This is a genomic window from Kribbella sp. NBC_00889 (assembly GCF_045207705.1).
In the GTDB taxonomy this organism is placed as follows: Bacteria; Actinomycetota; Actinomycetes; order Propionibacteriales; family Kribbellaceae; genus Kribbella.
The window spans coordinates 3,289,331-3,303,489 of record NZ_CP108783.1 but is presented as its reverse complement, the minus strand read 5'-3'; the positions used below and the strand labels follow the sequence as shown (position 1 = coordinate 3,303,489).

Genomic DNA, 14,159 nt, shown 5'->3' with positions numbered 1-14,159 from the left:
CTGCCGACCACCCCCGGAAGTTCCGCGCCGTCCACCAGTTGAGCGCGGCGGCTGTTGGGGCTTGCGTCCTATCATCGGTAGATGGAGTGGATAGTCGTCTTGATCGCCTGCGGCGGGCTTGCCGGTGCGCTGGCGTACTTTCGCGCGCGGCAGGTGGCGCGGGCCGGGCGGGCGCTCGAGGTGGAGCGGGTACAGCAACTCGCCGAGGACGACGTTACCCACTTCGGAGAGCAGTTGACACGGTTCGGGACGACGCTCGACGGCACCAAGCTGGACGACGCGACGCACCACGACTACCAGACCGCGCTCGACGCGTACGAGAAGGCCAAGACCGCGGCGCCGCGGATTGCTGCTCCGGAAGGGATCAGCGCGATCGTCGACACCCTGACCGACGGGCGCTTTGCGCTGGCGTGTGTGCAAGCCAGGCTCGCCGGGCAGCCGGTCCCTGAGCGGCGGGTGCCGTGTTTCTTCGATCCGCGGCACGGACCGTCGACAGGCGACGTCCTCTGGACGCCGCCGGGGCGCGGAACGCGGAAGGTGCCGGCCTGCGCTCAGGACGCGGCGCGGATCGCGGCCGGCGCGGAGCCGGAGGTCTACTACATCAAGTACGGCGAACTGAACGTCCCGTACTGGGAAGCCGGGGCGCCGGGGGAGTCGTACAAACTCGGCTTCTTCGGCGCGACCGGCGTACGGGCGCTGTCGATCGGGCTGCGGATGCAGAACAAGGGCATCGATGTCGGCCGAGGGCGGCGCGACCCGACCATCGTCCGGCGGAGCGACGCGGACTGACGACAGGCCGTCAGGAGCTCAGGCGGTCGTGGAGGAGGTTCAGTTGCGCCGGGTTGGCGGTGAACACCACCGCCTGCTGATCGGCGTCATGAGCCTCGGACGGGCGTCCCGCCGCGCGAAGCAGTTCGGCGCGGGTGGCGTGGAACAGGGCGTACTTGCCGAGTGCGCCCTCCAGTTCCTCGAGCTCGGCCAACGCCGGCTCCACGCCCTCGACGTAGCGCACGGCGACTGAGCGATGCAGACGGGTGACAGCGTTCGGCTGCAGGCGAAGCAGCATGTTGTAGAGAACGAGGATCTGCTCCCAATCCGTCTCGGCCCATGTGGCCGCTTCGCAGTGGCAGGCGGCGATGGCCGCCTGGAGTTGATACGGCCCGGGGGAGTGGTGCCTGCGCGCGGTCCGCATCAGCAGGGCGGTCGCGTCGGCGATCGCGGCATGGTCCCATCGCCACCGATCCTGGTCTTGCAGTAGGACAATCTGACCGTCAGCAGTGAAACGCGCGGCGACCCGAGCACGGTGGAGCCGGATCAGTACGAGCAGGCCCGTCACCTCAGGCTCGTTCGGCAGGAGACCGGCCAGTAGTGCGGTCAGCCACTCCGCGTCGTCGACGAGGTCACGCGAATGCGCCTGCTCGGCGGTGCTGGACAGGTAGCCCTCGTTGAAGAGCAGATAGATGACGGTCAGCACTTCGCTCAGCCGTTCGCCGAGCTCGTCGTCACGGGGAATGCGGTACGGGATCCCCGCGTCCGCGATCTTCCGCTTCGCCCGGGTGATTCGCTGCGCCACGGTGGTTTCCGGTACGACGAACGCCGCCGCGATCTGCGCCGTCGTCAGACCGCACACGACTCGGAGAGTGAGCGCAATCTGAGCCTCCCTCGCCAGCGCGGGGTGGCAGCACGTGAAGATGAGCCGCAGCCGGTCATCCGGCTCAGGCCGGACCGGCCACTGCAGCTGCGCCAGCTTGGTCCGGTAGTTCTCCTGCCGCCGCAGTACGTCGAGGCCGCGGCGCCGGGCAACGGTGAACAGCCACCCGTCGGGCCGGTCCGGGATGCCCTCCTCGGGCCACCGCCGCAGCGCACTCTCGACCGCGTCCTGGACGAGATCCTCGGCGGCGGAGAAGTCGCCCAGCAGCGACATCAGCGACGCCGCGAGCCGGCCCGCGTGCTCACGCACCACCCGGGCCAGCTCATCAGCGGACGCGAGGTCGGTCATGACTCCACGGGGCGGATCTCGATCACCGGGCAGGCCGGCCAGGTCTTCACCATCCGCAGCGCCTCGTCCAGGTCCGCGACATCGATCTCGATCACGCCCGAGATCACTTCCTTGCCCTCGATGAACGGTCCGTCGGTCGTCACCGGCTCCGGCCCGTCCAGCCGGACCGTGGTCGCCGTCGCCGCACCCTGCAGCTTGCCGGTCCGGGCACTGATCCGGTCCGCGTTGTCGATGAACCACTGGTTCACCCGCCCGTACGCCGCCTCCAGTTCGGCCGGGCTCATCGCCTCGACCTCCTTGGTGAACTCCGGGGTGTCGACGAACATGAGCACGTACTTCACTGCACCACCTCCTGGGATCAGTCTGGTCGGTCGCGGGTCAGCTCGCCGGGAGGTCGGCGTACAGGTCGATGCCGTTTCCGGACGGGTCGGTGACAGTGGCGTACCGCATGCCCCACGGCGCGTCGTACGGCTCCTGTAGCCCGGTGACCCCGTCCGCGGTCAACTCGGCGTACGCCGCATCGACCTCGGCCGCCGTCTCGAACCCGAACGCGAGGAACATCCGCCCCTGGCTCGGCGGCGTCCAGCGCGCGGCGATCTTGGCGCGCATCTCGTCGGTATCGAGCATCAGGTGTACGCCGTTGGGCAGATCGCAGCCGGCGTGGTCGTCGGGCATGTACTGGTCCCGGACGAAGTCGAGCCCGAGCCGCTTGTAGAACTCGATAGCCGCGCCCAGATCGGACACCGCGATGTCCAGGACGTTCACGGTCGGTTGCATGGTCGTCTCCCTGGTTGTGAGTGGGTTTCACTCAGGAGACGATCGGCACCGACCGGTTTACGACACCCGCGGATCGGTCAGTTGCGGCGGAAGACCAGGAGTTCGGTGCGGCCGCCGCTGAGCGGGACGAAGCGGCTGCCGACCAGGGCGAGGTCGCGCTGGGCCAGGAAGCCGGACACCCAGGCTCGTGGGGCGACCGAGTAGATGGTCATCCGGTCCGGCTCGGTCAGCCAGACCTTGGTGGTCGAGTCGTCCAGGCAGTCGTCGGTGACCATGTCGAACGCGACCGTGCCGCCGGAGCGGACCACCCGGGCCATCTCGTCGAGGTAGCCGAGTGCGGTCGCGAACGGGATGTAGCTGAGCAGCTTGTGCGTGTGCACGAGGTCGACCGAGGCCGAAGGCGTCGACCCCAGGGTTTTGCCGTCTGCCGGTTGGAAGACGAGACCAGGCAGTTCCCGGCGAAGGTAGGCGATCCAGTCAGGTGCGGTCTCGTACACCTCGTACGAGCCCGGCCGGAGCGCCGACAGGATCCTGGTCGAGTAGCGGCCCGAGCCAGGCCCGATCTCGCAGACGCGCTCCGCGGTCGTGAGACCACTGAGCTCGAGCATGGCCTCGACCGTCTCCGCGGTGGCGCCGGGCTCCGCGCTGTAGCTGTCGAGGAAGTCGCCGACCGACTGGCCGGCCCGGTCGGCCTGTTTGACGATGCGCTTGGCCGGTAGGAACGCACTGATCGCCGGATCGGCGCTGTGACCCCGGACGAGTTGGAAGCCCGTGGGCCGAAGAGTCTTGTTGACCGCGGTATTGATGGTGTGACGGACTGACATGTATTTCCCCCATGACGAGTAGCGAAGCCACCGCCCGGCCCATCATGCCTACGACCCGACCAGGAACCAAGGAAAGTGGGCAACTATCACTGCCCGCGCTGTGGCTGTCGCCCTGTGCCTCGAATTGCCTTGTTTTCAAGGGAATCAGCCGCTTGCTGAGTAATCCGGTCGTCGCAGACGGTCGTGGATCGTGCGGCGACACGCCGTCGGCGACGACGCCGGAGCGTGACTGGTTCCTAGCATCGGAAGGGCCCGTGCGTCCGAGGCGAGGAGCTCTGTGGTGATCGATGAATCTGCCCTTGCCGGACGCAGCGGCGTCGCGCGATTGCTGACCGAACTCGCGTACGACGTCTTCGACGGACCAGTGCCCATCGCGACGGCACCGTTCCGGCTCACCTGCACGGTGGAGTCGGTTGCCTTTAGCACCGACCAGGCCGAGTTCGTTCGGAGCAGGTTGTGGCCGTGCCCGCCAAACCTGGTCACGAGTGCCTCACATCGGGTGACCTGGGTCGACAGTGAGGGCGTGACGAACGTCGCCCACTGTGGATCACTCGGTCCGACAGTCCCGATCGTTGCACGGGAAGCAACGCTGGCGTTGTGGGCGAGGTTGCGGGCGGACGCTCGGCTGGCGGAGCGTGCCGAGGCCGTCGACTCGGTGCAGTCGGACCTGCTGGCTGCCATCACCACGGACAAGGTGCCGGCCGAGATCCTGCGGACAGGAGTCGACGCCGCCGCGCGGGTCCTCATCCAGCATGCCTATCTCGCGGGTACGACGCCGTACGACGAGCCGGCCGGGTTCGCGGAGGAGGTGCCGGACATGACGTGTCAGCACTGCATCCGGACCATCACCAAGGCGGTCGGCGAGTTCGGGGTCGCGCCGCCGGAGTTCGACCTGGAGACCAAGCGGGTGGTCGCGAGCTTCGGCTCGGCCGAGGTCCGGGCGCAGAGCTTCGCCGCGATCCGGGCCTGCGGCTACACCGTCGTACCTGGGCCTCGGTAGCTGACCGCCGTCGTTCAGGTTGTCCAGGGGCGGAGCTTCTCCGGGTTGCGGACCGCCCAGATGTGCTTGATGCGGTCGTCGGCGACGTCGAACGCGATGACGGTCTCGGTGACGCCCTCGCGCTGGATGACCAGCCCCGGCTGACCGTTGACGGTCCGCTCCAGAACGACCAGCCCGTGCGCACGGTCGACCAGATCGGCGAAGTACTGCGCGACCTGCGTGCCACCGTGAACGGGGTGCGGAGCGGCCGTGACCACGCCGCCACCGTCGCCGATCGCGACCACGTCGGGGTCGAGCAGCGTGATCAGCGTCTGGATGTCCTTCGCCGCCCACGCTGCCTTGAAGTCACGGACGATCTCGGCCTGTTGCTTGGTGGGTGCCGTCGGGCTCTGCGCCGTACTGATCCGCCTGCGCGCCGATGAGGCCAGCTGCCGGCAGGCCGCCGGCGTCCGGCCGACGATCTCGGCCACCTCGGGGAACGGATAGCGGAAGACGTCGTGCAGGATGAACGCCACCCGCTCGGCCGGGGTCATCGAGTCCAGCAGGACCAGGAACGCCATGTTGACGGATTCGTCCAGTGTGACGCGATCGGCCGGGTCGCCGCCCGGCTGATCGCCGAGCCACTCGGCCTGGTCGGGCACCGGCTCCGGGACCCACTCGCCGACGTACCGCTCGCGCCGGGCGCGGGCCGATCGGAGCAGGTCGAGGCAGATGCGGCTGGCGACCTTGGTCAGCCAGGCGGCCGGGTTGTCGATCGCGTCCTGCTCCTCGCGGGACATCGCGTACCACCGGGCATAGGTGTCCTGGACGACGTCCTCGGCGTCGGCCAGCGAGCCCAGCAGCCGGTAGGCGAGGTTGATCAGCTGCCGCCGCTCGCTCATGATCGCGCTCAGGCTCGGATCCGACCCGGTCATGGTGCTCCCTTCGACATCTGCTGCCTTCACTGTGCCGTTCAATGGGTCCGACGAGGCAGGCAGGCGAAGTGTGAGCTCACAGTTCGCCGGGCTGTCTCGTCGTACCGATCATGACCACACAGAACGCGGTAGACGAAGTAGACATCCGGCAACGGATCGACACGTTGGTCGCGTCGGTCCAGGCAGGTGACCTCGACGGACTCAAGACGATGTTCGCGCCGAATCTCGTCTCGTTCGACATCGAACCGCCGCTGCGGCACCTGGGCGCCGAGAAGAAGTGGCAGAACTGGGTGAACGTCTTCGCGGCGTACCAGGAGCCACCCAGCTACGAGGTGCGGGACCTGACCGTGCTGGTCAGCGGCGATCTGGCCGTCGTGTACAGCCTGAACCACATCAGCGGCACGTTGCGCAGCGGCGCTCCGACCGACTACTGGGTCCGCTGGACGGCCTGTTTCCGCAAGCTCGACGGCGCCTGGCTGATCGTGCACGACCAGGTGTCGGTGCCGGTCGACTTCCCGACCGGGAAAGCCCTGCTCGACCTCCAACCCTGACCCCCTGAGCACTGGAAGGACCCCGTTTCTGATGGAACCCGTGAAGGCCGCGATCATCTACTACAGCGCCACCGGCACTGTGCACACGCTCGCCCAGGCCGCGTTCGAAGGCGCGGAGAAGGCCGGCGCCGTGATCCGGTTCCGCAAGGTCAGAGAGAACGCGCCGCTCGAGGCGATCAACTCCAGACCGGAGTGGCGTGAGCATGTGGACGCCACCGCCGACGTACCCGAGGCCGTGCTGGACGACATCGCCTGGGCTGACGTGGTGCTGTTCGGCACGCCGACCCGCTTCGGTACGCCGGCCGCGCAGCTCAAGGCGTTCATCGACAGCACCGGTCCGTTGTGGGCTGCCAATCAGCTGGCCGACAAGGTGTACACCGCGTTCACCGCGAGCGGCACCAAGCACGGTGGGCAGGAGTCGACGATCCTCTCGCTGTCGAACGTCTTCTACCACTGGGGCGGGATCATCGTGCCGCCCGGCTACACCGACGAGATCCAGTACAAGACCGGTAACCCCTACGGCACGTCGCACGTGACCGGAGACGGACCGGTCGACGACATTCACCTCGAGGCGGCGCGGTACCAGGCGCGCCGGGCCGTCGAGACGGCGGCGGCCCTCAAGGCCGGTCGCGCGGCCTGATCTGGTCAGGGCGCGATCTGGGTCCCGGCGGTGCCCGCGATCACGGCGGTGGCGTCGTCGAGCGACCCGATGGCCGCCCGGCCCTTCGTCCCCTCCGCGAACCGCCGGGCGGCCGTGACCTTGGGGCCTATCGATCCGGCCGAGAACGTGACAGCCGCGAGGTCCGCGGTGCTGACGTCGCGCAACGGTCGTTGAGCCGGTGTGCCGTAGTCGAGGTAGACAGCGTCCACGTCGGTGAGCATCACGAGCAGGTCCGCCCGCAACTCGGTCGCGATGAGGGCCGCGGTGAGGTCCTTGTCGACGACAGCCTCGACTCCGCGAAGACGGCCGCCGTCCTCGACCACCGGTACGCCGCCACCGCCTCCGAGGATCACGGTGACACCGCTGCGCAGCAGGAGTTCGGCGGCGTCGAGTTCCACCACTCGTCGCGGCACCGGCGACGGGACCACGCGGCGCCACTGCGCGCCGTCCGGCCGGACCGACCATCCGTTGGTCAGGGCAAGCTTGCGCGCGTCGTCCACGGGGTAGCCGCTGCCGACGTACTTCGTCGGGATGCCGAAGGCCGGATCGTCCGCGTCGACGACGGTCTGGGTGACGAGCGTGACGGCCGGGCGGGTGAGCCCGGCATTGCTCAGCGCTTGCTGGATCCAGTACCCGATCACACCCTGTGTCTCGGCGACCAGATCGCTGAGTGGGTACGGCCTCGACAGTCCGGTGTCCGCCGTACTCTCCAACGCCAGCAAGCCGACCTGCGGGCCGTTGCCATGGACAATGAGCACGTCGTGTCCGGCCGCGATCGCGGCCAGCGACGGAGCTGTGGCGGCCAGCCGGGCGATCTGGATGTCCGCATCGGGCCGTTCGCCCCGCCGCAGCAACGCATTCCCCCCGAGCGCGATCACGATCCGCATGCCTCAGCGTCCCACGCAGGCCCGCAGATCGTCGTACGCCGGGATCCTGCGGGCCGTGTGGCGGGGGATTTGGGACCTTTGGCCCTGATCCGGACAGTGGCCGAGGGCTGGAATAGAGGGGCGAGGGAGGCCGGCGAATGCGGTGCCCGGCCGATCCAGAACAGCCACCGCGGGCACTGCATCGCGAGTCCCGGCCTCCTTCCATTCGCGCCAGACCGGAGCAGGAGCAAGTGAGGGAGGCCCCTGGTCCGCCGGGGTAGGAGCCGATAGGTGGGGACGGCTTCTCTCCCGGGGGGCGAAGGAAGAGGGAATCGCCCGGTGGGACGACTGGATTTCGGGGGAGTCGTCAGGGGTCGATTCCTGAATCGCTGGGGCTGCGTGGAGGAGCGTGTCCCCAGCATCGGTTGTCGTGCGGCTTGACCTCATCGGCCGCACGGCACCGGCCGATCGAACTCAGCCGAGAGGGGCGCGGAGTTCGAGGATGGTGCCGTGCGGCTGTCTCCTCTCGAGCCGTACGGCACCACCCAGGGCCTCGGCACGTTCGCGCAGATTGCGCAGTCCGCTCTGCTGGTCCCCGGGCGTGAACCCGACACCGTCGTCGCTGACCCGCGTCACGACCTCGCCTTCGGCCACCGTCACCTCGACCGACACGGCCGACGCCTGCGCATGCCGGACGACGTTCGACAACGACTCGCGGATGGCGGCCAGGATCTGTGGGCGGACGGCCGCCGGTACGGCGAGGTCGAGCGGTCCGGAACACGTCAGCACCGGCCGGAAGCCGAGCGGACCGGCGTACTCCGCGACAAGCGTTTGAACGTCGGCCCGCAGCGACCGCCGGCGCGGCTGATGATTGAGCTCGAAGATCGCGGCCCGCAGGTCCCGGATGGTCGCATCGATGTCCTCGACCGCTCGCTTGATCCGTTCCCGTCCCTCGGGCTGCACCATCGACTGCATGCCCTGCAGCTGCAGGCCGGTGGCAAACAAACGTTGGATGACCAGATCGTGCAGATCCCGGGCGATGCGGTCGCGGTCCGACAGGACCGCGATCATCGACTGATCACGCTGAGCCTGAGCCCGGTCGAGGGCGATGGTGGCCTGACTGGCGAACATCCGGACCAGGTCGGTCCCTTCGCTGACCTCGAGTACGGCGCCCCGCTCGGCGGCCACGAGCAGCAGTCCACCGGCCACATGCGTTCCGGCCGGCAGCGGTGCCAGGACGACCCGTCCCAGTGATTCGACCTCGGGAATCTCGTCGATCCGCCCGCTCTGCTTCGCGACGTCGACGATGTCGTCGATCAGCACCTGGCGATCGCCATGCATCACCTCGTAGAGGATCGGGAGGACGACCGTCCGCCCGACGTACCGCTGGAACTCGTCCGGGCCGTCGACCGCCTCGATGATCAATTCGTCATCGGCGGACAGAATCACCACGCCGAGCCGGGAGCCGGAGACCTCGCGGGCCCGGCGGGCGATGAGCTGGAGAGCCTCCTGCGGCTCGAAGGCGCCGAGCATCAGCTGGGTGATCTCGGCCGTCACCTCGTACCAGCGGCGCCGCCGCTCGGTGTCGGCATGCCACCAGACGCTGTCGATCACCACGCCGGCAGCGAGAGCGCTCGTCGTCACGGTTCGCTCGTCGTCTGGGCTGAACTCGGTCCCGCGGCTCAACGAGAGGCTGCCCACGACTCCGTCGCGGCCGTGGATGGGTACGTCGATCGAGCGCGATGCCGGCGCGGCGTCGCCCAGGACGCTGCGATGGACGATCCCGGTGCCGTCCTGGCCGAACACGCTCAGTACGCCGTGGCCCGCCCCGGCCAGCGCGCACGCCGCAGCGAGGATCCGGTCCAATGCACCGTCGTCCCAGGCCCCACTCGGTTTCTGACCCACGGCCACCACGGTAAGGGGCGGGACACCGCTTACACGAGGAGTCGGTGGCCGCTCAGCGATTCCACGCCGAGCCGGATCAGCTGCCGGCCGGGCTCGGACGGCGCCAGGACGAGTGCCTCCTCCGGAGGTACGACGGACAGGTGCCCGACCGCTGTCACGGTCCATCCCCCGTGCTGGTCGGCATCGAGGTCGTCCGCTTCGAAGGCCACCACGTCGCCCCGCAACGCGGCCCGGATCCCCTCCCCCTCGTCGTCCGCCACGAAGACGATGGTGTCCTCATCGACCCGGAACCCCACCACCCGCACCGCCGGCAGACCGCCGCGAGTGAAGACGACCCGGCCGACCGGCACCGTCCGAAGCAGGCGCAGGCACTCGCGGTCCTCGAGGAGATCGATTCCGGCCGGGCCGAAACGCCGTTCGGTGTGCATCACGACCTCCAGGGCTGGTGCGGCGCTACTCTGAGCGAGACGGTCGGGCCTGGGGGGATCGAGGTGCGATGGCTATCAAGGTGTTCCTGCTTGACGACCACGAGGTCGTCCGGCTCGGCCTGCGCCAGTTGCTGGAGAACGAGCCGGATATCGAGGTGGTCGGGGAGGCGGCGACGGCGGCCCAGGCGACCGCGCGGATCCCGGCGCTGCGGCCGGACGTCGCAGTACTGGACGTGCGGCTTGCCGACGGCGACGGGATCACCGTGTGCCGCGAGATCCGTTCGTCGATGGCGGATCCACCGGCCTCCCTGATGCTGACGTCGTTCTCCGACGACGAGGCCCTGTTCACCGCGATCATGGCCGGTGCTGCGGGCTACCTGCTCAAGCAGGTGAGTGGCACGGACCTGGTCGGAGCGGTACGACGCCTGGCCGCGGGGGAGTCGCTGCTCGATCCCGCGATGACCAGGGCGGTGCTGGAACGGCTGCGCAATCCGGAGCACGAGCAGGACGACCCGCGGTACCAGTCGCTGACCGATCAGGAGCGCCGCATCCTCGACGAGATCGCGGAAGGCAAGACCAACCGGCAGATCGCGCAGAGCATGCTCCTGGCCGAGAAGACGGTGAAGAACTACGTGTCCGGACTGCTCCGCAAGCTCGGCATGGATCGCCGGATCGAGGCCGCCGTGTACGCCGTCGAACGCGCCAAGCGCCGGCCGAAGACCTGACCGCTTGGCGAGTCCGGTCGCCGTCGCAGGGCCGCGGTCGACTGTCATCGGACTCCCCTCCCAGCAGTGTTCCCATCGAAGCCGCCGCTGTGCCCCACGCGGCAGGGTCGCAGGGCCCGGGACTTCGGGACCGACGGTCCGGATCCGGGTGGCGGTGGCCCGGCGCAGGCCCCATTCTTTGCGCATGGGTGACGAGGGTGGGCGGCTGCACTTCCTGGACTGGTTGCGGGTGCTGGCCGTGTTCGGGGTGTTCGTGTTCCACACGCTGCGGCCGTTCGACGACGCCGACTGGCATGTGAAGAACGCCGAGACGAGCGAGGGGATCTCGATCGCGATCGCGTTCCTCGGGCTGTGGGGGCTGGCGTTCTTCTTCATGCTGTCCGGCGCGGGTGCGTGGCTGGCCCTGCGGTGGCGGACCGCGGCCGGCTACCTGCGTGAGCGAGTGCTGCGGCTGCTCGTGCCGTTCGTGGTCGCGTATGTGCTGTTGTCGCCACCGCAGTACTTCATCGAGGAGCACCACAAGGGTCGGTCCGACGCGTCGTTCTTCGGGGATGTGAAGACCTTCTTCAGCGACCTGAGTGGGCACACACCGTTGTGGCTGCGGGACACCTATCACCTCTGGTTCCTGATCTACCTGCTGCAGTTCGCGCTGCTCGGTCTGCCGGTGTTTCTCTGGTTGCGTGGCGCGCAGGGCCGGCGGATGGTCGACTGGATCGCGCGGCGGTGCGAGCGGCGCGGACGGATCCTGCTGCTGGCCGCTCCGCTGGTGCCGGTGCATCTTGTGCTGCTCGCCGCGCCTGGTCCGGAGCATGGCTGGGGCGAGTTCGTGTTCTTCTTCGACTTCTTCGTGGTCGGGTGTCTGGTGATGTCGGACGACCGGCTGATGGCCGCCGTACGACGAGACGCCGTACCCGCGCTCGTGCTCGGACTCGGAGCGTTCCTGCTCGGGGTGGCGACCGGGATCATCGACTTCCTCGACGGCTGGTGGGAGGACCCGAGCTATTCGTGGGTCTACATCTGGTACTCGACGCTGATCACCTTCGCGGTGTGGGGCTGGCTGTCGGCGGTGCTCGCGTTCGGCATGCGGGCGCCCGCGTTCCAGCGGCCGCTGCCGGCACCGGTCGCACGGGCGGCGATGCCGTTCTTCATCGTCCACCAGCCGATCATTCTCGCGGTCGCGTACTACGTCGTCGGCTGGGACGCGAACCTGTGGATGAAGTACGCCGTACTGCTGCCAACTGCCTTTGTGTTGGCCGCCGCACTCGCGTGGGTGCTGTCGGTCCTGCCTGGGGTGTCGGTGCTGTTCGGGGTGAAGCGTCAGGCCCAGGTGAGCATCGGCTCGACGGAGCGAAGGAAGACGCCCTGAGGCAACAGTCGTGCGGTGGTGTTGCGAAGCGGGACGGTCAGCCGGCCGTGCGCTTGGGCGAACCGGCCGACGGCGGCTGACCGCCTGGCGATGGCCACCTGCCCACCGTGCGAGGTTGACCTCGGACCTGGGTCCAGGGTTCAGGATGGAAGCATGCGGACAGGAGAGCTGGCCGGCCAGGTGGGCGTGAACGTCGAGACGCTGCGGTACTACGAACGCCGCGGGCTCCTCGACGAGCCACCGCGCACGGCTGGTGGTTACCGTGACTACCCGACCTCGGCGCTGGAGCTGCTGAGGTTCGTGAAGCGCGCCCAGGAGCTCGGCTTCAGCCTCGACGAGGTGGAGGAGTTGCTCGACCTGGATGCCGGCGGCCCGGTCGGGTGTGACGCGGCGCGAGCGTTGGCCGAGCACCGGCGCCAGGATCTGGCGGCCCGGATCCGGGATCTCCAGCGGATGCACGACTCGCTCGCGGTACTGATCACCACCTGCGACCTACCACGGGCCGACCGCAGCTGTGCGTTGCTGGAGGCGCTCGGACCGGAGGCGGAGCGATGAGGCTGGAGGTTCTGCATGTCCCGGACTGCCCGAACCTGCTGCCGCTGCTCGAGCGTCTAGCGCAGGTCACCGACCTTCCGATCAGCACCCGGATGATCGAGTCGCCCGCGGACGCGGAGCGCTTCGGCATGGCAGGCTCACCGACGCTACTGATCGACGGTCAGAACCCGTTCGCGATGGGAGCAACGCCAAGCCTGGCCTGCCGTCTCTCCGTCCCATCGACCAAGCAGTTGCGCGAGGCAGTCAACTCGTCCGGCTCGCCGGCCACCGAGATCCTCAGCACGTGGCGGCGGCGCGCCGTACCTCTGGATGCTGTCACGCGAGCAACACACCGCGAGGTTCTTCGCGCCTTCGCGACCACCGGCGCTCCGCCTTTCGGTGGTACGACGGAGGTTCTCAGGGCACTGCATGAGCTCGATGCGATCCGGCTGACATCGGACGGGGAGATCGCTGTCGCCTACCCGTTCTCGGCCACCCCGACGAGGCATCGCGTCCGGATCGCCGACCAGGTCGACGTGTACGCGATGTGCGCTGTCGACGCGCTCGGCATCGCGCCGATGCTGGGCCAGGACACCGTGATCCACTCCACCGACCCCACCGATGGGAGTGGCATCACGGTCGTCCGCCGAGCGGACTCCGCACACTGGGATCCCGCTGGCGCAGTCGTCTTCATCGGCGCCGATCCCGGCGGTGGCCCGTCCGCCGACTGTTGTTGCGACTACCTCAACTTCTTCGCGACCCGCGCCGCGGCCGAGGCCTGGACGACCGCGCATCCGCAAGTTCCCGGGCAGATCATCAACCAGCGGGAAGCCGAGGACCTCGCCGTCCGCCTGTTCGGCCAGTTGCTGGACGAGTGACGGTCAGACGCTGCGCAGGACCGAGACCACGATGCCGAGAACGACCGCGTTGTCGCCGTCGATGACCTCGTACGCCGGGTTGCGCGGCTCGAGGTAGACGTGGCCGTTGCGGCGGCGATAGACCTTCACGGTCGCCTCCTCGTCGATCATCGCGGCGACGATCTGGCCCGAGTGCGCCTCGGACTGCTGCCGGACGACCACGATGTCACCGTCGCAGATCGCGGCGTCGATCATCGACTCGCCGCGGACCCGCAGCCCGAACACGGTCCCGCGGCCGGTGAGTCCGCGCGGCAACTGCAGTACGTCGTCCACGTGCTCGACCGCGGCGATCGGAGTACCGGCGGCGATGTCACCGACCACCGGCACCGGCACCGAGTCCTCGCCCGACTGCCGCGACGGCGAGTCCTGCAGGAACATCCGTACGTCGATCGGCCGGGAGACCGACGGGCTGCGGCGCAGGAACCCCTTGTCCTCGAGAGCGCCCAGGTGCCTCGACACCGAGGAGGTGGAGCGCAGGCCGACCGCGTCACCGATCTGGCGGGTGCTGGGGGAGTACCCGTGCCGCAGCACCCAGTCCCGGATCACCACCAGGATCCGCTGTTGCCGCTCCGGTAGCGCCGCCGTGTCCAGGTCCCCGAACAGATCAAGATCAGTCACCACGAGATCCTAGAGCGCGGCACTGTCCCGGCCTGCATCCGACCCGCCGCACCGAATTGGCAACATCCTCCAAC

The 14,159-nt window shown here is 68.6% G+C and carries 17 protein-coding genes; 8 read left to right on the top strand and 9 right to left on the bottom strand.

Annotated elements, in window-relative coordinates; all coding sequences use genetic code 11:
• Positions 1 to 81 precede the first annotated feature (81 nt).
• On the top strand, positions 82 to 789 hold the full coding sequence (locus tag OG817_RS15995; protein WP_406055443.1) for a hypothetical protein: 708 nt from the start codon (positions 82 to 84) through the stop codon (positions 787 to 789).
• A 10-nt stretch (positions 790 to 799) separates the two neighbouring features.
• Here the strand turns inward: OG817_RS15995 and OG817_RS15990 are convergent, their stop codons facing one another.
• From OG817_RS15990 to OG817_RS15975, 4 genes are all read right to left on the bottom strand, one after another.
• Positions 800 to 1,999, bottom strand: a complete 1,200-nt coding sequence (locus OG817_RS15990; protein WP_406055441.1) for an RNA polymerase sigma factor — start codon at positions 1,997 to 1,999, stop codon at positions 800 to 802.
• Positions 1,996 to 2,340: a YciI family protein gene (locus OG817_RS15985; RefSeq protein ID WP_393389255.1), complete on the bottom strand. Its 345-nt coding sequence runs from the start codon at positions 2,338 to 2,340 to the stop codon at positions 1,996 to 1,998. The genes OG817_RS15990 and OG817_RS15985 overlap by 4 nt, the downstream gene beginning before the upstream one ends.
• A gap of 37 nt (positions 2,341 to 2,377) precedes the next feature.
• A complete protein-coding gene (locus OG817_RS15980) occupies positions 2,378 to 2,776 on the bottom strand; it encodes a VOC family protein (RefSeq protein WP_406055438.1) in 399 nt (132 codons plus the stop codon).
• A gap of 77 nt (positions 2,777 to 2,853) precedes the next feature.
• Positions 2,854 to 3,600 (bottom strand): class I SAM-dependent methyltransferase, encoded by a 747-nt coding sequence (locus OG817_RS15975; RefSeq protein WP_406055436.1) that lies wholly within the window; start codon positions 3,598 to 3,600, stop codon positions 2,854 to 2,856.
• A gap of 280 nt (positions 3,601 to 3,880) precedes the next feature.
• Here OG817_RS15975 and OG817_RS15970 point away from each other — a divergent pair, with 280 nt between their 5' ends.
• Positions 3,881 to 4,600: a heavy-metal-associated domain-containing protein gene (locus OG817_RS15970; RefSeq protein ID WP_406055434.1), complete on the top strand. Its 720-nt coding sequence runs from the start codon at positions 3,881 to 3,883 to the stop codon at positions 4,598 to 4,600.
• A 14-nt stretch (positions 4,601 to 4,614) separates the two neighbouring features.
• Here the strand turns inward: OG817_RS15970 and sigJ are convergent, their stop codons facing one another.
• On the bottom strand, positions 4,615 to 5,514 hold the full coding sequence (gene sigJ / locus OG817_RS15965; protein ID WP_406055432.1) for an RNA polymerase sigma factor SigJ: 900 nt from the start codon (positions 5,512 to 5,514) through the stop codon (positions 4,615 to 4,617).
• Positions 5,515 to 5,624: 110 nt separating this feature from the next.
• Between sigJ and OG817_RS15960 the strand changes: the two genes are divergently transcribed.
• Both OG817_RS15960 and wrbA read left to right on the top strand, forming a co-directional pair.
• Positions 5,625 to 6,065 (top strand): YybH family protein, encoded by a 441-nt coding sequence (locus OG817_RS15960; RefSeq protein WP_406055430.1) that lies wholly within the window; start codon positions 5,625 to 5,627, stop codon positions 6,063 to 6,065.
• A gap of 31 nt (positions 6,066 to 6,096) precedes the next feature.
• Positions 6,097 to 6,705 carry an NAD(P)H:quinone oxidoreductase gene (gene wrbA, locus OG817_RS15955; RefSeq protein ID WP_396390315.1) on the top strand — a complete coding sequence of 203 codons (609 nt, stop codon included), beginning with the start codon at positions 6,097 to 6,099 and terminating at the stop codon, positions 6,703 to 6,705.
• A 5-nt stretch (positions 6,706 to 6,710) separates the two neighbouring features.
• On the opposite strand, the gene OG817_RS15950 is transcribed toward wrbA, so the two are convergent.
• The 3 genes from OG817_RS15950 to OG817_RS15940 all read right to left on the bottom strand — a co-directional run bounded on the left by OG817_RS15950 (position 6,711) and on the right by OG817_RS15940 (position 9,925).
• The gene (locus OG817_RS15950; RefSeq protein ID WP_406055428.1) at positions 6,711 to 7,613 is read right to left on the bottom strand and encodes a carbamate kinase; all 903 of its coding nucleotides are present in this window, start codon (positions 7,611 to 7,613) and stop codon (positions 6,711 to 6,713) included.
• A gap of 453 nt (positions 7,614 to 8,066) precedes the next feature.
• Positions 8,067 to 9,497 (bottom strand): GAF domain-containing sensor histidine kinase, encoded by a 1,431-nt coding sequence (locus OG817_RS15945; protein WP_406055426.1) that lies wholly within the window; start codon positions 9,495 to 9,497, stop codon positions 8,067 to 8,069.
• A gap of 29 nt (positions 9,498 to 9,526) precedes the next feature.
• Positions 9,527 to 9,925: a pyridoxamine 5'-phosphate oxidase family protein gene (locus tag OG817_RS15940; RefSeq protein WP_396390318.1), complete on the bottom strand. Its 399-nt coding sequence runs from the start codon at positions 9,923 to 9,925 to the stop codon at positions 9,527 to 9,529.
• 68 nt (positions 9,926 to 9,993) lie between these two features.
• Between OG817_RS15940 and OG817_RS15935 the strand changes: the two genes are divergently transcribed.
• The 4 genes from OG817_RS15935 (at position 9,994) to OG817_RS15920 (ending at position 13,428) form a co-directional block, all read left to right on the top strand.
• A complete protein-coding gene (locus tag OG817_RS15935; RefSeq protein ID WP_396390319.1) occupies positions 9,994 to 10,650 on the top strand; it encodes a response regulator in 657 nt (218 codons plus the stop codon).
• A gap of 184 nt (positions 10,651 to 10,834) precedes the next feature.
• Positions 10,835 to 12,016: an acyltransferase family protein gene (locus OG817_RS15930; RefSeq protein ID WP_406055424.1), complete on the top strand. Its 1,182-nt coding sequence runs from the start codon at positions 10,835 to 10,837 to the stop codon at positions 12,014 to 12,016.
• Between the two features lie 153 nt (positions 12,017 to 12,169).
• Positions 12,170 to 12,571: a MerR family transcriptional regulator gene (locus tag OG817_RS15925; protein WP_396390321.1), complete on the top strand. Its 402-nt coding sequence runs from the start codon at positions 12,170 to 12,172 to the stop codon at positions 12,569 to 12,571.
• Complete coding sequence (locus tag OG817_RS15920) at positions 12,568 to 13,428, top strand: alkylmercury lyase family protein (RefSeq protein WP_406055421.1); 861 nt, start codon at positions 12,568 to 12,570, stop codon at positions 13,426 to 13,428. The genes OG817_RS15925 and OG817_RS15920 overlap by 4 nt, the downstream gene beginning before the upstream one ends.
• A gap of 3 nt (positions 13,429 to 13,431) precedes the next feature.
• Here the strand turns inward: OG817_RS15920 and lexA are convergent, their stop codons facing one another.
• Entirely contained in the window at positions 13,432 to 14,085 is a 654-nt protein-coding gene (lexA, locus tag OG817_RS15915) for a transcriptional repressor LexA (protein WP_406055419.1), read from the bottom strand.
• Positions 14,086 to 14,159 lie beyond the last annotated feature (74 nt).